At 40.5% G+C, this 23,436-nt stretch carries 16 protein-coding genes; 1 reads left to right on the top strand and 15 read right to left on the bottom strand.

All coding sequences use genetic code 11. The annotated features are described in order from the left end of the window. The first annotated feature begins 20 nt into the window (after positions 1–20). Entirely contained in the window at positions 21–4,403 is a 4,383-nt protein-coding gene (locus tag QM406_RS00225) for a G5 domain-containing protein (protein WP_414273075.1), read from the top strand. A 60-nt stretch (positions 4,404–4,463) separates the two neighbouring features. Here the strand turns inward: QM406_RS00225 and purB are convergent, their stop codons facing one another. The 15 genes from purB to QM406_RS00150 all read right to left on the bottom strand — a co-directional run bounded on the left by purB (position 4,464) and on the right by QM406_RS00150 (position 23,421). After that, positions 4,464–5,762 (bottom strand): adenylosuccinate lyase, encoded by a 1,299-nt coding sequence (gene purB / locus QM406_RS00220; RefSeq protein ID WP_414273074.1) that lies wholly within the window; start codon positions 5,760–5,762, stop codon positions 4,464–4,466. 26 nt (positions 5,763–5,788) lie between these two features. Next, a complete protein-coding gene (locus QM406_RS00215; protein WP_414273073.1) occupies positions 5,789–7,243 on the bottom strand; it encodes a hypothetical protein in 1,455 nt (484 codons plus the stop codon). A gap of 195 nt (positions 7,244–7,438) precedes the next feature. Beyond that, a complete protein-coding gene (locus QM406_RS00210; RefSeq protein WP_414273072.1) occupies positions 7,439–8,554 on the bottom strand; it encodes a hypothetical protein in 1,116 nt (371 codons plus the stop codon). Between the two features lie 9 nt (positions 8,555–8,563). Then, complete coding sequence (locus tag QM406_RS00205) at positions 8,564–8,806, bottom strand: phosphoribosylaminoimidazole carboxylase (protein ID WP_315009020.1); 243 nt, start codon at positions 8,804–8,806, stop codon at positions 8,564–8,566. 15 nt (positions 8,807–8,821) lie between these two features. Further along, positions 8,822–9,484, bottom strand: coding sequence for a hypothetical protein (locus tag QM406_RS00200; RefSeq protein WP_414273071.1), 663 nt, complete (start codon positions 9,482–9,484; stop codon positions 8,822–8,824). After that, positions 9,484–10,575: a 5-(carboxyamino)imidazole ribonucleotide synthase gene (gene purK / locus QM406_RS00195; RefSeq protein WP_414273070.1), complete on the bottom strand. Its 1,092-nt coding sequence runs from the start codon at positions 10,573–10,575 to the stop codon at positions 9,484–9,486. Before purK ends, QM406_RS00200 begins: the two co-directional genes overlap by 1 nt. Next, a complete protein-coding gene (gene purE / locus QM406_RS00190) occupies positions 10,562–11,053 on the bottom strand; it encodes a 5-(carboxyamino)imidazole ribonucleotide mutase (protein WP_414273069.1) in 492 nt (163 codons plus the stop codon). Before purE ends, purK begins: the two co-directional genes overlap by 14 nt. 31 nt (positions 11,054–11,084) lie before the next feature. After that, entirely contained in the window at positions 11,085–11,201 is a 117-nt protein-coding gene (locus QM406_RS00185; RefSeq protein WP_414273068.1) for a phosphoribosylaminoimidazole carboxylase, read from the bottom strand. Between the two features lie 94 nt (positions 11,202–11,295). Next, the gene (gene purD, locus QM406_RS00180) at positions 11,296–12,558 is read right to left on the bottom strand and encodes a phosphoribosylamine--glycine ligase (RefSeq protein ID WP_414273067.1); all 1,263 of its coding nucleotides are present in this window, start codon (positions 12,556–12,558) and stop codon (positions 11,296–11,298) included. A gap of 284 nt (positions 12,559–12,842) precedes the next feature. Then, positions 12,843–14,654: an AIPR family protein gene (locus QM406_RS00175; protein ID WP_414273066.1), complete on the bottom strand. Its 1,812-nt coding sequence runs from the start codon at positions 14,652–14,654 to the stop codon at positions 12,843–12,845. A 194-nt stretch (positions 14,655–14,848) separates the two neighbouring features. Beyond that, on the bottom strand, positions 14,849–16,396 hold the full coding sequence (purH, locus tag QM406_RS00170) for a bifunctional phosphoribosylaminoimidazolecarboxamide formyltransferase/IMP cyclohydrolase (RefSeq protein ID WP_414273065.1): 1,548 nt from the start codon (positions 16,394–16,396) through the stop codon (positions 14,849–14,851). 74 nt (positions 16,397–16,470) lie between these two features. Next, positions 16,471–17,025: a phosphoribosylglycinamide formyltransferase gene (purN, locus tag QM406_RS00165; protein ID WP_414273064.1), complete on the bottom strand. Its 555-nt coding sequence runs from the start codon at positions 17,023–17,025 to the stop codon at positions 16,471–16,473. Next, the gene (purM, locus tag QM406_RS00160) at positions 17,025–18,047 is read right to left on the bottom strand and encodes a phosphoribosylformylglycinamidine cyclo-ligase (protein ID WP_414273063.1); all 1,023 of its coding nucleotides are present in this window, start codon (positions 18,045–18,047) and stop codon (positions 17,025–17,027) included. The genes purN and purM overlap by 1 nt, the downstream gene beginning before the upstream one ends. Positions 18,048–18,083: 36 nt before the next feature. Then, the gene (gene purF / locus QM406_RS00155) at positions 18,084–19,526 is read right to left on the bottom strand and encodes an amidophosphoribosyltransferase (RefSeq protein ID WP_414273062.1); all 1,443 of its coding nucleotides are present in this window, start codon (positions 19,524–19,526) and stop codon (positions 18,084–18,086) included. 169 nt (positions 19,527–19,695) lie between these two features. Beyond that, a complete protein-coding gene (locus tag QM406_RS00150) occupies positions 19,696–23,421 on the bottom strand; it encodes a phosphoribosylformylglycinamidine synthase (RefSeq protein WP_414273061.1) in 3,726 nt (1,241 codons plus the stop codon). Positions 23,422–23,436: the final 15 nt, after the last annotated feature.

Genomic DNA, 23,436 nt, shown 5'->3' with positions numbered 1-23,436 from the left:
ATGAATTAGGAGGTTATTTAATGAAACCAGAAAATAAACAGCGTTTCTCTATTCGTAAATACGCAATCGGAGCAGCTTCTGTCTTGATTGGCTTTGCCTTTCATGCACAAGCTGTTGCCGCTGATGGAGTCGTACCTACTACAACAGAGAATCAACCTACTATCCAAGCCGCAGGAGAATCGTCTCCACAGGCCAGCGAAGAAAAACTTGAAACTAGTCCTACACCAGAAGCCGTAGCTCCTGCAGCTCCAGTGACACCTGTAACAAACACTGAAGCACCAAAAGTTGAAGCTACTCCTGCACCTGTCGTAGAAAAAACTGTTGCAACTGAAGAAACTCCAGCAAAACCAGAAGTAACTGAAGAAGCTAAGCAGCCAGAACCAGAAAAGGCAGAAAACAAAGAAGTTACTAAAGTTGAAGCTCCTGTAGTCGCTACAGAGAGAGCAGCTCAAGTCAATGAAAAACTAGCTAAAAAGAAAATCGTTTCAATCGATGCAGGGCGTAAATACTTCTCTCCTGAACAACTGAAAGAAATCATCGACAAAGCTAAACACTATGGCTATACTGATCTTCATCTCCTAGTCGGAAATGACGGCTTGCGCTTTATGCTTGATGATATGTCTCTAACTGTAGGGGACAAGACTTATGCAAGCGATGATGTCAAACGTGCTGTTGAAAACGGAACAAATGCCTACTACAACGATCCAAACGGCAATCATCTAACTGAAAGCCAAATGACCGACTTGATTAACTATGCTAAAGATAAAGGTATCGGCCTTATCCCAACAGTTAACAGTCCTGGTCACATGGATGCTATCCTCAATGCCATGAAAGAACTAGGTATTGAAAAGCCTAACTTCAACTACTTTGGCAAAGAATCAGCACGTACTGTCGACCTTGACAATGAAAAAGCAGTTGCCTTCACAAAAGCTTTGATTGACAAGTATGCAAGCTACTTTGCTGGTAAATCTGAAATCTTCAACATCGGTTTGGATGAGTACGCTAACGATGCTACTGATGCTAAAGGATGGAGCGTTCTTCAAGCCTATAAATGGTATCCAGAAGATGGATTCCCAGACAAGGGCTATGACAAATTCATTGCCTATGCTAATGACCTAGCTCGTATCGTCAAATCTCACGGTCTAAAACCTATGGCCTTCAACGACGGTATCTACTATAATAGCGATACAAGTTTTGGTACCTTTGACAAGGACATCATCGTCTCTATGTGGACTGGTGGCTGGGGCGGTTACGATGTCGCTTCTTCTAAATTACTAGCTGAAAAAGGACACGAAATCCTCAACACTAATGATGCATGGTACTACGTTCTCGGCCGTAATGCTGACGGACAAGGGTGGTATAACCTAGATCAAGGATTGAACGGTATTAAGAGCACACCGATTACTTCTGTACCAAAAACAGAAGGAGCTGATGTTCCTATTATCGGTGGGATGGTAGCGGCTTGGGCTGATACTCCATCTGCTCGCTACTCTCCATCTCGTCTCTTCAAACTCATGCGTCAATTTGCAAACTCAAATGCTGAATACTTCGCTGCTGATTACGAGTCTGCTGAACAAGCTTTGAAAGAAGTTCCAACAGACCTTACTCGCTACACAGAAGAAAGTATTGCTACCGTTAAAGAAGCTGAAAAAGACATCCGTTCTCTCGATAGCAACCTCAGCCGTGCTCAACAAGATACTATTGATCAAGCGATCGCAAAACTCCAAGAAGCTGTTAGCAACTTGACCTTCACTCCAGAAGCTCAAAAAGAAGAAGATGCTAAACGCGAAGTTGAAAAACTAGCTAAAAATAAGGTAATCTCTATCGATGCTGGTCGTAAATACTTCACTCTAGATCAACTCAAACGTATCGTTGACAAGGCTAGTGAGCTCGGCTACTCTGACCTCCACTTGCTCCTTGGAAATGATGGACTTCGCTTCCTCTTGGATGATATGAGTATCTCAGCAAACGGCAAGACTTATGCAAGCGACGATGTGAAAAAGGCCATCATCGAAGGAACAAAATCTTACTACGACGATCCTAATGGAACTACTTTGAACCAAGCTGAAATCACTGAGCTTATCCAGTATGCTAAGGACAAAGGTATTGGACTAATCCCAGCTATCAATAGCCCAGGTCACATGGATGCTATGCTTGTCGCTATGGAAAAATTAGGCATCGCAAACCCTCAAGCCAACTTTGACAAGGTTTCAAAAACAACTATGGACCTTGAAAACGAAGAAGCGATGAACTTTACAAAAGCCCTTATCGGCAAGTACATGGACTTCTTTGCTGGTAAGACTAAAATCTTTAACTATGGTACAGATGAGTATGCTAATGACGCTACCAATGCTCAAGGTTGGTACTACCTCAAGTGGTATGGCCTCTACGGTAAATTTGCTGAGTACGCTAATAGCCTAGCTGCCATGGCTAAAGAAAAAGGTCTTCAACCAATGGCCTTTAACGATGGCTTCTACTACGAAGACAAGGACGATGTCGAGTTTGATAAAGACGTTATCATCTCTTACTGGTCTAAAGGCTGGTGGGGTTACAACCTTGCGTCTCCTCAATATCTAGCAAGCAAAGGCTATAAATTCCTTAACACGAATGGAGATTGGTACTACATTCTCGGTCAAAAACCAGAAGATGGTGGTGGCTTCCTCAAGAAAGCTATTGAAAATACTGAAAAAACTCCATTTAACCAACTAGCATCAACTAAATATCCTGAAGTTGATCTACCTACTGTTGGTAGTATGTTAGCTATCTGGGCTGATAGACCAAGCGCAGAATACAAGGAAGAAGAAATCTTTGAACTCATGACTGCTTTTGCAGATCACAACAAAGACTACTTCCGTGCTGACTACAAAGCGCTACGCGAAGAACTTGCTCAAATCCCTGAAAACTTAGAAGGATATAGCACAGAAAGCCTCGACGCTCTCAAGGCTGCTAAAGACGCTCTTAACTACAACCTCAATCGTAACAAACAAGCTGAATTGGACACACTTGTAGCTAATCTCAAAGCTGCTAGACTAGGGCTTAAGCCAGCCGCAACTCACTCAGGAAGTCTTGATGAAAACGAAACTGCTGCTGCAGTTGAAAACCGACCAGAGCTTCTTGTTAAGACAGAAGAAATTCCGTTTGAGATTGTTAAGAAAGAAAATCCTAACCTTCCAGCAGGACAAGAGAAAGTCATCACTGTCGGTGTCAAAGGAGAACGTACAAATTACCTTTCTGTCGTAACTGAAAATGGTGAAGCACATGAAACTCTCCTTGATTCTAAGGTAACAGTAGAACCTGTCGCTCAAGTGGTAGAAGTTGGCAACCCTGTCACTCACCTTGGTGATGAAAAGGGGCAAGCAACTACAACTGAGGAACTTCCTAAACTAGATGTCCAAACTGAAGACATTCCATTTACAACTATTACTCGTGAAACTGATCAGTTGCCTAAGGGACAAACTCGTCTAGTAACTGCAGGTGTGAACGGTCGTCGTAGCCATTTCTACTCTGTGACTACTGCTGCGGATGGAACTGAAGTTAAAACATTGGTTACAAGTGTCGTAGCGCAAGAACCTGTCGCTCAAGTGATTGAAGTGGGGAACCCTGTCACTCATGTTGGTGATGAACATGGGCAAGCTGCTATTGCTGAAAACAAACCGAGAGTTGACATCCAAAATGAAGAAATTCCATTCAAAACCATCACTCGCGAAACTAATCAATTACCTAAAGGACAATCTCGTATCGTGACCGAAGGTGTAAATGGTCGTCTAAGTCATTTCTATTCTGTAACTACGGCTACAGACGGAACTGAAGTTAAAACTCTAGTAAGCAGTGAAGTAAGCCTAGAACCGATTACTAAAGTGGTTGAAGTGGGGAATCCTATTACTCACCTTGGGGATGAAAAAGGACAAGCTACTATTGCTGAAAACAAACCAAGAGTTGACATCCAAAATGAAGAAATTCCATTTACAACCATCACTCGCGAAACTAATCAATTACCTAAAGGACAATCTCGTATCGTGACCGAAGGTGTAAATGGTCGTCTAAGTCATTTCTATTCTGTAACTACGGCTGCGGACGGAACTGAAGTTAGAACATTAGTTACAAGTGTCGTGGCGCAAGAACCTGTCGCTCAAGTGGTAGAAATTGGCAACCCTGTCACTCACGTCGGCGATGAACATGGTCAAGCAGCTATCGCTGAAGAAAAACCAACACTAGAAATCCCAAGCGAGCCAGCTCCAGCAACTGTTCCTGTTGAGGAAAACAAAGCTCTTCCTCAAGGTCCAGCTCCTGTAGCAAAAGAGAAAAAACTACCTGAAACAGGAACTCAAGGCTCAGAATGGTTAATTGCTACTGGTCTTATGTCAGCTCTTACAGCTTACGGACTTAGCAAGAAAAAAGATTAAACTCAAATCTTTTGATATAAAATAAAAAGCGGGATTAAATCTCGCTTTTTATTGTGATTATTAGTCACCCAAACCGATGCGTTCGAAGATCTCATCCACACGTTTGGTATAGTAAGTTGGGTTAAAGATTTCGTCGATTTCTTCTTGAGTGAGGCGTGAAGTCACTTCTGGATCTGCTTCAAGAAGTGGTTTGAAGTCGACCTGGTTATCCCATGATTGAGCAGTCTTTGGTTGAACAAGGTCATAAGCTTGTTCACGCGTCATGCCTTTTTCAATCAAGGTCAACATAGCACGTTGGCTGAAGATAAGACCAAATGTAGAGTTCATGTTTCGGATCATGTTTTCTGGGAAAACCGTCAAGTTCTTAACGATGTTTCCGAAACGGTTGAGCATGTAGTCAATCAAGATGGTCGTATCTGGTGTGATGATACGCTCAGCTGACGAGTGAGAGATATCACGTTCGTGCCAGAGAGCAACATTCTCATAGGCCGTAATCATGTGACCACGGATAACACGCGCAAGACCTGTCATATTTTCAGAACCGATAGGGTTACGTTTGTGAGGCATTGCTGAAGATCCTTTTTGGCCTTTAGCAAAGAACTCTTCCACTTCGCGTTGCTCAGATTTTTGCAGACCACGAATTTCAGTCGCCATACGTTCAATAGAAGTCGCGATGCTAGCAAGAACTGCAAAGTACTCAGCGTGAAGGTCACGAGGAAGCACCTGTGTAGAGATTTCTTGAGCACGAATACCAAGCTTGTCGCAGACGTATTGCTCCACAAATGGTGGGATGTTGGCAAAGTTACCAACCGCACCAGAGATCTTACCAGCTTCCACACCAGCAGCCGCATGCTCGAAACGCTCGATATTGCGCTTCATTTCGCTGTACCAAGTCGCCAATTTCAGTCCAAAGGTTGTAGGTTCAGCGTGCACACCGTGGGTACGTCCCATCATGATGGTGAACTTGTGTTCCTTAGCCTTGTCAGCAATGATGTTGGTGAAATTTTCAAGGTCACGACGAATGATGTCGTTGGCCTGCTTGTAGAGGTAACCATAGGCAGTGTCCACCACGTCGGTAGAAGTCAACCCATAGTGGACCCACTTGCGCTCTTCACCAAGAGTCTCAGAAACCGCACGCGTGAAAGCCACCACATCGTGGCGAGTCTCCTGCTCAATCTCCAAAATACGGTCGATGTCAAAGTCCGCCTTTTCACGAATCAAAGCCACATCTTCCTTAGGGATTTCCCCCAACTCAGCCCATGCCTCGTCAGCCAAGATTTCCACCTCAAGCCAAGCACGGTATTTATTTTCTTCACTCCAAATATTCGCCATTTCAGGGCGAGAGTAACGGTTGATCATTTTTTGTTTCTCCTTTATTTCCATCATTAATAGTTTCGACGTATATATTCAGCTTGTTTAATATCTCCAACTTGTTCACATGCTTCAATATACATTAACCTCGATTCTTCGCTCATATACATTATACTTTCCTTAAAATATACTATAGCATCATCAAATTGCTCTAATTTAAATAATACTCTTGCATATATTTCAGATAACTCTGGCAAACGTATATTTTGTCCTTCTAATTCAAGTATATTGGACAGTCTTTCTTTTGAAGTTTTCAAAGAATCCGCATCATCAAAAGTTGTTTCATCAAAAGTTAGGAAAAATATATTTCCTTCTACAAATTGACGATAGTTTTGAAACTCTCTGCTCTTATAAATATCCGATAATTTTAGGACTTCTTGGTAGAAACCCAGTCTAATCCTAATAGCTATTTGTTTTACCAACTCTAATTCAGTCACGTCTACTTCGTGTAAAATATCAATATTTATTAGTTCTTTTATTAAAAGTAATTTGTCTATAGTTTCGTATTCATAATAATACAATATACTTTTTTCAACAATTATTTCCTTCATTTCTTTTGACAATACAATAATCCGATCTAGCGCAAAGAATAAGGTAATAAATAATACTGGAACTTTTAAAACATCAGAACCAATTTCTAAATTCCCAATTAAAGTAAATCCAAAAAAAATACTATAAATAAATATTTTTTTTAATAATTTCATTTCTTTGCTAGCACTTCCAGTATAGACCCATATAATAAATACTACTAATAAAGTTAGAAGTAAAGAAAAACCTACCCCTACTGGAAATAATCTAAACAGACAATAACTCATAGTTATGAAAAGAATAATTAAAAATATGATTTTCTTTCTACTCTTTTTATTTTTTGTGCTATTACCCCACCAATTGTAAAGAATATCTTCAAAATAATTTAAATATTGCACAACAGTATAATATTTACCATTTCCAATAGGATGAAAAATAATTAAAATACCAAATAAAACAATAATTAACGTTGCTTGAAAATAAACTCCAAAGATTAGAGTATAAATTAGAATTGTTGAGATTGCAATAAATACTTTCGACTCAAAATTTTGTTTCTTAAACAAGAACATTGTAACCAGTGAAATTATCATTGGAACCGACATCTTAAAAAGCAAAACTAACTCATCAAAAATTATTTCAGAAAATAATTTGAGAGAATCTGCATTCTGAGTTGATGGTACATATTGTAGAAATTCACTCTTCCCTGAAAAAATTGCATCTATTATAAAGTATAGATTAGCAAACGCTACTGCTTGCTGTAAAATAAACGGTTTTATCTGCTGATAAACTACAACTAAAAATATGCATGCAAATATTAAAAAAAGAATTCCATATAAAATGCTTAAAAAATCTCTTTTTTTCAAATCATTTTTAGATACATAATTAATTGATGGCAACAACAAATTATTTATCAATCTAAAATCTAAAAAATTATTTTTCATTAAAAATCTATTCCCTGTATCTTTTCTTTATAATAGCAATTCTCAATTTTTAGACCAATCTCCTTCCTAAGGAAAACAAGACTATTAGATGAGATGGAATAATAGCCATATTAGAGAATTTTGTGCTTCAAAATTTATAGACTTATTCTTCATTATTATCTTCACTATTAGGTTCATTAAGGGAGGTTGGTAAACCTAAAAGCCCATAGTATCAGATATCCCTTTAATAGATTTTAACACTCCATAATCTATTTTAGGTACTTGAATATTTTGGAATACTTCCATCATGGATTTTATCGCATTATTAAAATCAATATTGTTAATATAAAACCTATCCATTGCTGGTTTAATTACTTCTGATGCTGTTTTAGATAAAGATGATAAACTAGCCAGAAACTCCTGATCAAAAATATCATTTGTAAGTTTCCTAGTTGCTTCAAAATCCCATCTCTCAAGCATACTATGTTCAAGCTCTTCTAGTTCTTTAATTGCATCTGACAACAACAAATCTATTTTTTTGTAACTCCTGTAGGTTAGCATGTGAAAATGCATAACGTCATTCCTGTACTCTCTAATACTATTGTAACTGTTTTTAAGCACATCTGCTCTCTCATTATCGGTAAATGGTGCAAAATGCTTTTCCCATATGGTGATTGGGAGAGCTTTTTTTATCATCTGTTTCAGATGATATTCGCTTTTGTCTTGAAAATTTTTAAAATGATTAGTTAGGTTATTAACTGGATTTATATTTATTTCAAATATCAATGAATGGAGTTCAGCTATTTGCAGTCTTTCAATATGCTCTATTGTATGAATTTTTGATAAATCTAATTTATCATTAGTCTGTTCCTTAACAATCCTTACAATATTCTCGTCCTCTAGTGGAGACAAAGCTAATACAAAAATTTTTCGTAATAACGATTCATACGTTTGAAACTTAGGATAAAGCTTATTCGAAAAATACATAGACAAACTATTAGATAGAATTGAATATTTTAAATGATTTCTTCCTAAAAATTCTCTAAATTTTGAAAAGAAAACCTGAAATTTTTCTGCTGAACTTAATTTAGACTTGCTGTATTCATAGCTAAGTATAATTTTAACTAGTCCAGTTTGAAATTGTTGGATATTTATTATAAATTCATTCCCTTTGAAAATACACTTATATTTATTTGAGTGTTCCTCTACATACTTATCATCAACTTCATCTTGGCTGTCAGAAGTAATACTAATTATTTCTGAGCGAAGAAATAATTCTTCAAGTTTAGTAATGCTAATATTTTTAGTTAATAACTCCACCTCAAATTTCATATCTATTCCCTAAAATTCCACTTCTCCTTCAAACTCCTCTTTCCCAATCCACACAGATGGATAGTGGTCGAGTGTATTTAAATCTGTATTCAACGGTAAATCATAAATTGCCAAATAGTTTTCTGAGTACTGAGCTACTAGCTCTTCATACTTAGCTCTCACTTTTTCTTGATCACTACTAGCATATAAAACTTCGACAACTGCTCCAGTCTTCTCCTTTTCAATAAATGCATTAACGATGATTTGAATCATATCATTGTCTCCCCTTTAAATAATACCTAGATCAGCCCTTATGACTTGTTCAAGTTCCCAACGAATATCATCCAATTTATTGTTTCTACCATCGTTATATTCTAAAGGTCTACCTGAAATAAAAGCATTGTGCCAAGTAACATCAAACTCGACTAAGTAATTTTTTACGTCTTGACTGGCATACAATTCAATAATCTTATCGGTACTTCTAAATCGTTCATATTCTTTCTTAGCTAAAAAATACTGATTTTTAATTTTTTCTATTTCCTTGATATAGTATTCTCTATTCCGAATTTCTGTTTTGATATCTTCTGCATCTTGATAGTTAAGATTTTCTCGCTCTAATCTCTTTCGATAATCTTCCTTAATCTGAATTTCTAAAATTCTATTTACCGTATCGAAATCTTCACGATTAAATACTGGCGAAAACGGTAGGTTAGTCATAACATCATAGGGCGTTTTATTAGGAAATAAAGATATTATCCTGATTAACTCGTTATAAGGTTCCGTTAATTTTTCTTGTTTTTGTACTTGACTTTGTATTTTTCGTTCTTGTACCTTCGATTTTCGTTTATCAACATAGATATAAATCCCCCATAAAAAGCCAAGAATACTTACAATCGCTAATACAGATTGCCAATTAAAATAACCGTGTTCATTTTTAAAAAACATATCCACTAAAAATCAATCCCTTTCCCAAATTCCTCAACCTCATTTGGCACATCACTAAACAATGTCACGTGTCCCATCTTGCGGTTGTGCTTTGCTTCTATTTTACCATACATATGAAGGTGGGCGCTTGGATTTTCTGCGACATATTTTTCAGCAGCCTCGACGTGCTGGCCGAGAACATTGAGCATCACAGCAGGCGCATGGAGTTTAATGACTGGCAATGGTGCTCCCAGAACACCCAGAATATGGGTATCAAACTGCGAGAAGTCGCAGGATTCGATAGAGTAGTGCCCAGAGTTGTGTGGGCGCGGGGCAATCTCATTGACGATGATGTCATCAGCAGTCGCAAACATCTCCACGCAGAGCGTTCCAGATAGATTCAGCTGTTCTGCGATTCGAACTGCCATAGTTTTGGCTTTTTCAGCTAGACTTTCTGAAATGCGAGCAGGCACAATGGTCTTAGACAGGATGTTATTACGATGGATATTTTCCTGAACTGGGAAGACTGTCACATCCTTGCCATTTCCTGACACGATGACAGAAATCTCAAGGTCAAAGTTGACGAATTCTTCCAAGACACAGTCTGCTGAATCAGCTAGTGCATAGGCTTCTTCCAAGTCTGCTTCCGAACGAATGACCTTCTGACCATGGCCATCGTAACCACCGGTCGCCGTCTTGAGGACATGGTTTTTCGATAGGTCGATATCTGCCAAGTCTTGACTTGAAGTCACAACCTTGTAAGGTGCAACGGTGACTTTGGCCTTGTTTGAGAGAAAGTCCTTTTCAAAAATGCGATTTTGAGAAATGCGGAGCAAGTCCGTTCCTTGAGGGAGTTGCCCATCCTTGATAACAGCATCCAAACCGTCGGCATCCACATTTTCAAACTCATAAGTGAGGACATCACAACGGTCCGCCAACTGACAAAGGGCGTTCACATCGTTATAGGGAGCCACGATGATTTCCGCTACGCGAGAGGCCGGACAATCCGCTGCAGGATCCAGCGCGATAACCTTGTGACCCATGTAAATAGCAGAAATGGCCATCATCTGACCAAGCTGACCGCCACCAATAATTCCGATTGTTTTAGATGAGCTCATTTGTAGACTCCTCTGCGATTTTTCCTTGCTCTTCAGCAAAATTAGCAAGTGCAGTCGCGATGGTTTCGTCTTCTACTGAGAGGAGACGGAGGGCAAAGAGGGCAGCGTTAGTAGCACCCGCTTCACCAATAGCCATAGTTGCGACAGGCACACCACCTGGCATCTGTACGATAGAATAGAGCGAGTCCACGCCACTAAGGGCACGTGATTTGACAGGTACCCCGATGACTGGAAGGGTTGTTTTTGCAGCAACCATCCCTGGCAAGTGGGCAGCGCCACCCGCACCAGCGATGATGACTTTAATGCCACGACTACGTGCTTCTTCCGCATGTTTGAACATGAGGTCTGGTGTACGGTGTGCGGAAACAACTTTCTTTTCGTAGGCTACACCGAAGCGGTCTAGGACTTCTGCTGTTTTTTGCATGGTTGCCCAGTCGGATTTTGAGCCCATGATGATGGAAATTACTGGTTTAGTCATAATTTTCCTTTTCTTTCCTTTCTTTTTTCAATCACCTTAAGTTGTGAGGGACGGCAGCAGCCACCAAAGGTGTCTCATGCCTAAATCGGAAGCCCAAGCTCTTCCGATTTCCCTGAACGATTGGCTTATCATCCAATCGTTCTTTCACAACGGCGGTGATTGCTCTATATTAGCTCGCTAATGCTCGCAAATCAAACGACCATTATCGTATTTAGCGACTTCGTCGCGTTATTCTTATATCTTTACTTAATTGCCTTGCTTCCGATATCTGTTCGGTAAAAGAGGCCTTCTGTGTTTTGTTGGGAGAGTTCTTGGTAGATGGTTTCTTGTGCTTCTTTAACGGTGTCTGCTGTTGTGACCAGCATGTAGACACGTCCGCCGTTTGAAAGAAGGTCTTGTCCATTTTCAGCAAATTTGGCACCGGCATAGTAAGTGATGATGTCACCCTCTGTCTTGGCTGGAAGTTTGACCCCCTTCTCATAAGTGATTGGGTAGCCGTTTGAAGCTACAACCACGCCTAGTGTCACACCCTTGTCCGTCCAAGTGATGGCTGGCTCTTTGCCTTCCAAAATGTCAGTGATATTTTGTGCAAAATCTGATGTCAAGCGAGGCAAGATGATTTGCGTTTCAGGATCTCCGAAACGAGCATTGAACTCGATAACTTTCGGTCCATCTGCTGTCAAGATAAGCCCTGCGTAAAGGACACCAAGATACGGACGACCTTCTTGGATCATTCCCTCAAGGACTGGCTTGACAATGGTGTCAACCGCCGTTTCAACCACGCTCTGTGGCAAGTGAGGAACTGGCGCATAAGCTCCCATACCGCCCGTGTTAGGGCCCTTGTCGCCATCATAGGCACGTTTGTGATCCTGAGCCGTTGGCATGATGTAGAACTTGTCACCATTGACAAAAGCAAAAAGAGAGAATTCTTCCCCGTCAAGGAATTCCTCTATAACCACACGCGCACCTGAGTCACCGAATTTATTGTCCAAGAGCATCTCGTGAGCAGCTTCGACTGCTTGCTCGACTTTCTCCGCAACGACAACACCTTTCCCAAGGGCCAAACCGTCTGCCTTGACGACGATTGGAGCGCCTTTTTCTTCGATATAGGCCTTGGCTTCCTCGAAATCTGAGAAGGTCCCATAGGCTGCTGTCGGAACACCGTATTTGACCATGACTTCCTTAGCAAAATCCTTAGACCACTCAAGCTCAGCCGCAACTTTAGTCGGACCAAAGGCTTTGAGACCAGCTGCATTGAACTCATCCACAATCCCAGCCGCAAGGGCATCGTCTGGCCCGATAAAGGACCAAACTATATCGTTGGCTTTTGCAAACTCAATCAATTTAGAATGTTCGGAAATAGAGATATTTACCAATTCCAGACCATCTAGAGTCATTCCGTCATTTCCAGGAGCTACGAAAACTTTTTCAACGTCTTTAGACTCCAACAACTTTTTGGCAATCGCATGTTCACGACCACCAGAACCGACAACCAACAGTTTCATCTCTCAACCTCTTTTGCGAATTATTTACTAATATTATACCATAAACGTTCGTTTTAATCTTGTTTCGTTTCGCTTTTAAAGCAAAAAAAGGAAAGAAACTATTTTCTTCCCTTTTATTTTCTTAATGTCTAAAATGTCTCACGCCTGTGAAGACCATGGTCAAGCCGTATTTATCAGCATTAGTGAACTTCTAACTTCACACATAAAAAGGCAACAACTAGGGTTGCCTCATGAAAGATTTTGGAAATTAAAAAATTTTTTAAGTATTGTAAGTGAAAATACTACTATCGATAATTAAATTCATAACTTGACAGGTCAGAATCTATAGTAGTTCCTTTATAATAGTTTGCAAAGTTGTTTTCAAAATTAGTAACTCCTTTATCGTCAATAATCTTAGTAAAGTAACGACTATTGCTATCCTTTCTCATTTGTTTATTTTCGAATTCTTTCCATTGATTAAGGACTTTATCTGTTAACTCTCTGACAATTTTTTCGGAGATCTCTTTTTTATTAATTAATTCTTCTATCTTCTGAGAGACTACATATACAATTGCAAATTTACCGTATCTTATCGCATTACCATAATTTTTAGTAGAATACTTATCATCTTTTTCTGAAGGATTCTTCTCAATTTTTGATAAATACTTGTGAACAATAAAAGAATAGAACAATTTATCATAACCCTCATCCCCAATTGAAGTATTTAAAAATTTTTCAAAATTTTCATTTTTAAACAAACGTTCTTCACCAGATCTCCTGGCTTCAGCAACGCTCCCATTGACTGCATAGGCAACTCTAATAAAAATATCTCTCTCAATAATTTGATCATTAGATAGATACTTTTTACTTATTCCTTGATTAAACTCACCCGTTTTTCTATGATAACAATAGCCAAATTTATTGAATAAATAGCGTTGCAGATCAATTTGAATCTCTAAATTTGATCTTCTGTCTGCTTCCACAATCTTGCTTTGAGTATTTGTAGCTTGTGATAACTGTTCAATTAAACTTAACTTCCTACTTTCATCCTTCAAATTTTCATCAAAGGTAATAATTTTCACCAAAACTTCTTTATTCTTAAAGATGTCTTCACTATAATTAGAATCCTCATAAATAACTGATAAAGTATGTGCAGTTTGACCTCCATTCACAATTTGTGGATTTTTTAGAATAAGCTGCCCTACCCCTTTTCTTCCTGTCTTAGAAGTTACCTCTGTTTGGTCAGATAATATTGTAATGCCATTATTGAATAATGAAAACATGTTATTATTCTCATTGACAATCTGGTCCTTGATAGCTTTATTAACGGGATTTCTTGATAACCCTAAATAACTTCTAGGATTATATTCTAAAATGGCATTTTTATGTACACTCATCAATTTAGCGATTTCTATAGTCGGTACGAAAAAGAGTTGAACATTAGTGCTTAATTCCCCGTCCTCTACTTCGTACTCCATTGTATAATTTCTAGATGTTAGATTTAAATTAACTGTTATATCAGTAGCCCTATGACAAGTGCCTCTCAAGATAGGAAAGACTAGCTCCTCGTATGCTCTTTTATAATTATAAATTTCATATGGAAAATCTAATATCCTATCTAATACTTTTTCAATATCATTATCTACGTTTGCTAATAGAATGATTTTAAAATCATATCTAGCAATCTGGTCCAATTCCTGTAGATTTCTAATTAATCCTAATATCTTACCATTATATTTATTTCCCTTAGAATCTGTCTCCTCTCCATCAGTGATTCTAGAGACTTCCATTTTTACGATTTCATTTACACTTATCGGTTTAGTTGAGAAATTTTCCTCAGTATTGCGATATTTAGATTGAATAAAATAGATTATTTTATTTTCCTTATCAATATAATACGCATCTATTCCTCCGTCGTATCCTCCATCAGTAATATATCTTTCTCTTTCATCAAAAGACGTAAGATTAAATTTTGCTTTTAAAAGTAAATGGATATAAGCTAATGATCTAGCCTGAAGTTTCTTAGAATCACTGTCTTCCTTATATCTTTTCAGATTTTCTGGAGCTTCTAAACAAATAGAATCTAAAACATGCTCTAACATTTTGTACTTATACATAATTAATCCTCCATACAATATACATTATAACATTATAACATTTCAATTATATAATTTGTAGAAATTAACTATATAATTTTAATAATATTGTAAAAGCGCTCTGCTTTGACTTGAGCGCTTTTACAATATTCAACAATTTGTTATCATGAATACTGATATACAATAAAATTAATTTGGTGAAAATCAATATTTTCTTAATGTCTAAAATGTCTCACGCCTGTGAAGACCATAGTCAAGCCGTATTTATCAGCAGCTTCGATAGACTCTTGGTCTCGTACTGACCCACCTGGTTGAATGATTGCCTTGATACCTGCTTTGGCGATCTCTTCCACGTTATCCGCAAATGGGAAGAAGGCATCTGAAGCAAGGACAGCACCGTCAAGGCGATCTTTGGCTTGGTCAATGGCAATACGAACAGAAGCCACACGGTTGGTTTGACCTGGGCCAACACCCAGTGTCATGTGGTCGTTGGTTACGATGATACCGTTTGATTTCACGTACTTGATAGCCTTCCAAGCGAACTCAAGAGCGGTTGCTTCTGTCTCCGTTGGCTGGCGTTTGGTCACCACTTGCCAGTCAGCTGGGCTTTCTTTGATCACGTCTTGGTTTTGAACGAGGAGTCCACCGACAACACCTGTGTATTCTGCTTCCACTTCACTAGCATCTTGTGCGTCAAATGGTAAGGCAAGAATGCGCAAGTTTTTCTTTTTGTTGGTCAAAATAGCTAGCGCTTCATCCGTATAGCTTGGTGCAATGATGATTTCAAGGAAAACGCCGTGCATCTTCTCAGCTGTCGCAGCATCCACCTCACGGTTGAGAACAACAATACCACCAAAAATAGACACTGGGTCAGACTCATAAGCGTAATCCCAAGCAGTTTCGATGTCATCAGCTTGACCGATACCGCACGGGTTCATGTGTTTGAGAGCCACAACCGTTGGGCGTTCTTTGAAATCGCGAATAATACGGATAGCAGCGTCCGCATCGCGAATGTTGTTAAAGGACAATTCCTTACCGTTAAGCTGTTTCGCTGATGCAATCGAATAGTCCGTTGGCAAGGCTTTTTGATAGAAATCGGCATCTTGTTGAGGATTTTCACCGTAACGCATTGGTTGTTTAAGGTCATAAGTCAGAGTGAGTTTTTCAGGTTTTGCTTCACCCACTTGAGCTGTGAAATACTCTGCAATCAAGGCATCATAAGCTGCTGTGTGACGGAAAACCTTAGCCGCCAAACCTTGGCGAGTTTCATAAGAGGTTTCGCCCTTGGCTGCCAATTCGTCAAGAACAACAGCATAGTCAGCAGGGTCTACCACAACCGTTACGCTGGCATGATTTTTCGCTGCTGAACGAAGCATAGATGGCCCACCGATATCGATGTTCTCAACCGCATCCGCGTACGTCACGTCTGGTTTGAGAATCGTTTCCTTGAATGGGTAGAGGTTGACCACAACAAGGTCAATAAGCTCAATTTGGTTCTCCTTAGCAGCCTCTAAGTGGCTATCCAAGTCACGACGAGCTAAGAGTCCGCCATGAATATTTGGATGGAGAGTCTTGACACGACCGTCCATCATTTCTGGGAAACCAGTCACATCGTCAATGGCAATGGTATCAACACCGGCATTATCAAGGGCAACTTTGGTACCACCTGTTGAGATGATATCCCAACCAAGTTTTTTAAGTTCTTGGGCAAATTCAACAATGCCCGCTTTATCTGAGACACTAATTAGTGCGCGTTTAGTCATGTTCTTTCTTTTCCTTTTTAAAAAAGTTCTTTCTCTGCTACAGTCGAAAATTCCTTTTCAGCTCTAGCACTTCCTTATTTGCGTGCTACTCCCAAACTATCCAAGACTTCTGGATAAAGTTTGTACTCTGTTTCGTGGATGCGAGTCTCGAAAGTATCAAGGGTATCACCTTCAAGGCGTGGCACACGGACTTGTTTGATAACCTTACCAGTATCCACACCAGAATCCACCCAGTGAATAGTCACGCCAGACTGGTCCACACCTGCATTCCAAGCATCCTCAATACCATGGGCTCCTGGGAATTCAGGGAGATAAGCTGGGTGAATATTGATGATACGGCCTTCATAAGCTGCTAACAAGGTTGGACCGACGATTTTCATGTAACCTGCGAGACAAACCAAGTCAATCTGGTGTTCATCTAAGAGCTCAACAATGGCTCCTTCGTAGTCTGTCTTGTTCTCAAACTCTTTGAGTTCGAAGGCATAAGATAAAACCCCTAGCTTTTCTGCACGCTCAAGTACATAGGCATCCCGGTGATCTGAAAAGACAAATTCTACTGGAAATTGTTCTGCAATCACCTGAAAGTTTGAGCCGTTGCCAGAGGCAAAAACAGCAATCTTTTTAGCCATTATTTTATCACCACACTTGTATCTGTCTTCTTGACAATCCGACCGATTTCATAAACAGGCTCGTCAAGAAGTTCTTTGACACGTTCCACATTCTCTGGTTTCACCGCAAGCATGAGACCAATACCCATGTTGAAAATTTCAAACATTTCTTCGTGTTTGATTTGACCATATTTTTCAAGGGCTTTGAAAATTGGAAGGACTGGTACTTTGCTTTCATCAATTTCAGCAGCCAAGTCATCAGCGAACATACGTGGTACATTTTCGATGAAACCACCACCTGTGATGTGGGCAATCCCATTGACCAATTCTTCTTTGATGAGCGGCAAAGCTGCTTTGACGTAGATACGAGTTGGTTCAAGAAGAACGTCTTTAAGTTTCTTCCCTTCCAATTCTGGGAGAACTTCTTCACCTGTATAGTCCGCAAAGACACGACGCACGAGTGAATAACCATTTGAGTGGATACCGCTTGAGGCAAGTCCAAGAATCACATCTCCTTCAGCTACTTTTGAACCGTCGATGATTTGAGATTTTTCTGCAACACCAACAGCAAAACCAGCCAAGTCATAGTCATCTTCACCGTACATACCAGGCATTTCAGCAGTTTCCCCACCGATGAGGGCTGCACCTGCTTGTACACAACCTTCAGCCACACCAGCAACGACTTGTTCCAATTTAGCTGGTTCATTTTTTCCAGTTGCGATATAGTCAAGGAAGTAGAGAGGTTCTGCACCTGCAGCGATGATATCGTTGACACACATGGCCACACAGTCCTGACCAATAGTATCGTGCTTGTCGTACTTGATAGCCAGCATAAGCTTGGTTCCAACACCGTCAGTCCCTGAAATCAAAACAGGCTCTTTGACACCTGTTTTTGAAAGGTCAAACATGCCACCGAAGCCACCCAGAGCTCCCATGACACCTGCACGCTCCGTACGAGCCACGTGCTTTTTAATTCGTTCAACAACTTCATAACCCGCTTCAACATCCACACCAGATTGAGCGTATGCATTCTTATTTGTCATTTGTTTTTTCCTTTTCTTTAATGGAGAATCTGCCGCCTACTTGTAAAAACTAGTCTTTTCTTCCAAACTTCTACGATAGTCTTCTTCATAGTCGTAGAGAGGTGTTGGGTAGTCACCGTCAAAGTAAGCGACACAGAGACCGCCATTTGGCGCATCTGTTTCAATACCAATAGAGTTTATCAAACCATCAATAGAAAGATAAGTCAGACTATCCGCACCAATGATTTGGCAAGTTTCCTCAACGGTATGATTAGCCGCAATCAACTCCTGACGTGTCTGGATATCAATTCCGTAGAAACATGGATAGGCAAGAGCAGGACTACCGATGGCAACGTGAACTTCTGATGCCCCCGCTTCTTTCAAGAGTTGGACAATACGACGAGATGTTGTTCCTCGCACGATAGAGTCATCAATCATGACCACACGTTTGCCTTTCACGACACCAGATACAGCAGAGAGCTTCATTCGCACTCCTTGTTCCCGCAATTCTTGAGTCGGCTGGATAAAGGTCCGTTGGGTGTATTGGTTCTTGATAAGACCCATTTCATTTGGTAGCCCAGACTCTTCCGCAAAGCCCATAGCTGCGCTGAGTGAGGAATTTGGTACCCCAACTACAATATCAGCTTCGTGCTTGAACTCACGTGCCAATTGAGCTCCCATTCTCTTACGAGCCGTATGAACATTGACACCATGGATGTTAGAGTCGGGACGGGCAAAATAGATATACTCCATGGAACAGATAGCCAACTGAGTATCGTTTGTATAGCTGTCATACTGGATGCCACTATCATCAATAATGACAATCTCGCCTGGTTTCACATCACGAATCCACTCAGCACCGATGACTTCAAAGGCACAAGTTTCAGAGGAAACGACAACTGCTCCATTGGCCATTTTCCCGATTGACAGAGGACGGAAGCCGTTTGGATCAAGCGCTGCAATTAACTTATCTTCAAACATCAAGAGATAAGCAAAACCACCTTTAACAAGACTGAGGGCTTCCTTAATTTTACCCATCAGGTTTGGATTGTGGCTACGGCGAATCAAGTGAGCCAAGATTTCTGAATCAGAAGTCGAACTAAAGATTGCTCCTCTTTGTTCCAATTCTTTCTTGAGAGATTCTGCATTGGTCAGATTCCCGTTATGAGCCAAACCAAACTGCATATCGTGAAAGCGGAAGAGGAAAGGTTGGATATTGTCTACAGAAGCTTCTCCCGCAGTCGCATAACGCACGTGTCCAATCGCTCCAGTTCCTGTCAATTTATCCAAATTAGCAGGATTTTTGAAGACTTCTGATAAAAGCCCCATATCACGATGACGCTTCAATTGTCCATGGTCATTGGAGAGGATTCCTGCCCCCTCCTGACCACGGTGCTGAAGACTATGGAGTCCAAAATAGGTCAATTTGGCAGCGTCTGGGTGACCCCAGATACCAAAAACACCACATTCTTCATTAAGAGATTTTACTTCGTATGTCATTTTATATACCTAATTTTTATTTGTGTATCATTCCTTCAGTAGTACTACAGCAGAATGATACGGTAGAAGCTCGTTTCACTCGCAATAACAAATCATTTGCAATTATCGCAAGTTACATCTACTTGGTTTTACATTCACTGATGCTTATCTATTAGAAAAACTGTAAATCTTATTTTCCAGTAAAGTATTTAACCGCTGATGCAAAGAGATGTTGGTCTTTATTTCCTGGAATATTTTGGAAGAGACCGTCTTCAAAACGTTCTGAGTGACCCATCTTACCAATAATTTGACCGTTCTTGCTTGTGATACCTTCGATTGCATTCACAGATCCGTTAGGATTATATTTTGAATCCATGCTTGGTTGGCCTTCGAAGTCAACGTATTGGGTAAAGATTTGACCATTGTCACGAAGTTCTGCAAATTCCTCAGCAGTCACAACAAACTTACCTTCACCGTGTGATACTGGGATGGCATGGATGTCACCAACTTTTACTCCAGCAAGCCATGGTGAGTTAGTATTGGCAATCCGTGTCTCAACCATCTTAGCCACGTGTTGGTTAGCATCATTGTAGAAGAGGGTTGGACTCGTGCTACTTGCATCTTCAAAGTTACCATATGGAAGAAGACCTGATTTGACAAGGGCTTGGAATCCGTTACAGATACCAATGATCAAACCACCGCGTTGGATGAAGCTATCAATGGCTGCACGTACTTTTTCATTAAGCAAGATGTTAACGATAAATTTAGCTGATCCATCTGGTTCATCCGCTGCTGAGAAACCACCTGCAAAGAAGATAATATTTGCTTTTTCGATATTGTCAACCATGGTGTCAACAGACTTGACAATAGCCTCTTCGTTCAGTGTTACAAATGGTACCAAGTTGACTTTTGCACCTTCTTTTTCAAAAGCCTTAACTGAATCGTACTCAGAGTTCGTACCTGGGAATACTGGGATGTAAACCACTGGTGTCTCAACTGTTTCTTTAGCTTTGATCACAGCATCTGATGCCACAGCAGGTACTTCTTCCAACTCAGTTGCTTGTGCAAATTCCGTTGGGTAAACTTCTTCCAATTTACCTTGGAAGGCACTGTCAAGTTTGTGTCCATCAAGCGTTACATCATTGACAGAAAGTGTAAAGTTAGCTACTGTTCGTCCAATCTTGGCAACACCTGCAATTTCTTCAGGAGATGTGAAGACGAATCCACCCAATTGGGCTGTCAAGGCAGTCTCAAGATTTTCAAGGGTTACAGTGGCACCAATATGGTTACCAAATGTTGCAAGGGCAAGGGCTTCAAGGACACCACCATATTTGACAGCTGATGCTGCTGTTACTTTGTGATCAGCTTGGATGGCTTCAAATTGAGCAAAGTTAGACTTGATCAGATCGAAGTCAATTTCTTGTGCCAAAGCTTGACCTGGGATGTAATAGATATTTTCACCAGCAGCTTTAAATTCTGGAGAAAGGACCTTACTACTATCTGCAGTTGTAACCCCAAAAGCAACCAAGGTTGGTGGTACTGTCAATTCTTCAAAGGTACCAGACATAGAGTCCTTCCCACCGATAGATGGCAAGCCAAGCTGAATCTGAGCTTCGATAGAACCTAGGAGAGCTGCTACTGGCTGACCAAAACGCTCTGCTTGTTTATCCATACGTTCGAAGTATTCTTGATAAGAGAAACGAGCCTTAGACCAGTTTGCACCAACAGCAACCAAACGAGCTGTTGCTTCGATGACTGCATATGCAGCACCATGATATGGAGACCATTCTGCTAGATAAGGGTTGAACCCTTGCGCCATAACAGAAGCAGTTGTTGTCACACCATGTTGAACTGGCAATTTCTGTACGGAAGCTTCAGTTGGTGTGATTTGGTAACGACCACCAAGTGGGTGATTAACAGTTGAACGACCAACTGAGCTATCAAAGATGGTTTGTAACCCTTTTTGACTAGCATGGTTGAGGTCAGCCAAGACTTCCAGCGTATCTGCTTCAAGGGTTTCGGCAGATGTTTGACGTTCTTCTGAAAGCTTGACATCCTTGTCAACTACCTTAGCATCCACAACTACACGTACACCGTTTGTATCGAGGAAACGACGTTCCAAATCAACGATGGTTTCGCCATTCCAGTGCATAACAAGATTTGGTTTTTCAGTCACTGTCGCAACGACAACCGCGTCAATATTTTCTTTATTACATGCTGCAATGAAGGCATCTACATCATCTGGACGAACCACTACAGCCATACGTTCCTGAGATTCAGAAATGGCAATTTCTGTACCGTTCAAGCCTTGATATTTCAATGGCACTTTGTCTAGATCAATTTCAAGACCATCTGCCAATTCACCGATAGCCACACAGACACCACCAGCACCAAAGTCATTTGATTTCTTGATCAGACGTGTTACTTCCCCATTACGGAAAAGACGTTGAATCTTACGCTCTTCGATGGCATTCCCTTTTTGAACCTCAGCACCAGCTGTTTCAACAGATTCAACCGTTTGAACTTTAGAAGAACCTGTCGCACCACCGACACCATCACGTCCAGTCTTACCACCGAGCAAGATAATCACATCACCTGCTTCAGGTTTTTCACGGACAACATTTTCCTTAGGAGCCGCACCGACAACAGCACCTAGCTCCATACGCTTAGCAACAAAACCTGGGTGGAAGTATTCACGAACATAAGTTGTTGCAAGACCAATTTGGTTACCATATGAAGAATAACCGTGAGCCGCTGTTTTAGAAATCACTTGTTGTGGCAATTTCCCAGCGCGAGTTTCTGAAATCGGAGCTGTAATATCGCCAGCACCCGAGATACGCATGGCTTGGTAAACATATGAACGACCTGACAATGGGTCACGAATGGCCCCACCGATACAAGTAGCAGCCCCACCAAATGGTTCGATCTCCGTTGGGTGGTTGTGGGTTTCGTTCTTGAACATGAGAAGCCATGGCTCTTTGACACCATTGACATCCACTTCAATTTCAACAGAGCAGGCATTGATTTCATCAGACACTTCCATGTCATCCAAGCGGCCATTGGCACGCTCATAACGACCAAAAATAGTCGCCATATCCATCAAGGTTTGAGGCTTTTCGGTACGTCCCAACTCATCACGCATGGCAATATACTTGTCATAAGTCGCTTGCAATTGTTTTTGGAATTTAGAAGCTGAGAAGTCGATATTCTTCAACTCCGTCTCAAAAGTTGTGTGACGGCAGTGGTCAGACCAATAAGTATCCAAAACCTTAAGCTCAGTCTCAGTTGGCACACGTCCAATTGACTTGAAGTAATCTTGAATGAAGAGAAGGTCATCCACTTCCATGGCCAATCCTTGCTCTGCCTTATACTTAGCAAAATCTTCTGCCGTATAAGTTTCAAAGAAAGCCAAACTTGGAATGGTCTTATCAGACTCAGAGAAATCCTGTTTCGCAATGCCAAGAGTGATATCTTTAAAACGAGAATCTACTGGGTTCAAGAGGTAGTTTTTGACAGCTTCCAATTCATTCGCATCAATATCCTTGTTAACCAAGTAAAGTTGCGCTGTATTCACCGTTACATCACTTGAGCTACCAAGCAAAAGCAAAGCTTCCTGTGAAGATGCTGCACGTTGGTCAAATTGACCAGGCAAACTTTCGATAGCAAAGAAAGCATAGTTAGCAAGGTCTGCTTGCACAGACGCTTCATCCAAAACAGTATCGGTCACCTGCTCAGAAAAAATATGTTTTTCCGCACGCGCAAACAAGTCCTCTGCCAAATTAAAGACATCGTAAACCTGAACAATCCGAAGATCCTTCAAGGTTTTCAGCTGAAGATTATGCTGTAATTCTTTTACTAAAGAGTCAGATTTGACACGAAAATCAGCTTTTTTCTCAACGAAAATACGTTTATCCATTTTAGTTCCTTTATT

Origin of the sequence: Streptococcus infantis (assembly GCF_047465035.1) — a bacterium.
Classification (GTDB): domain Bacteria; phylum Bacillota; class Bacilli; order Lactobacillales; family Streptococcaceae; genus Streptococcus; species Streptococcus infantis_T.
The sequence above is the reverse complement of the archived record's forward strand: the minus strand, read 5'-3'. Positions and strand labels throughout refer to the sequence as shown.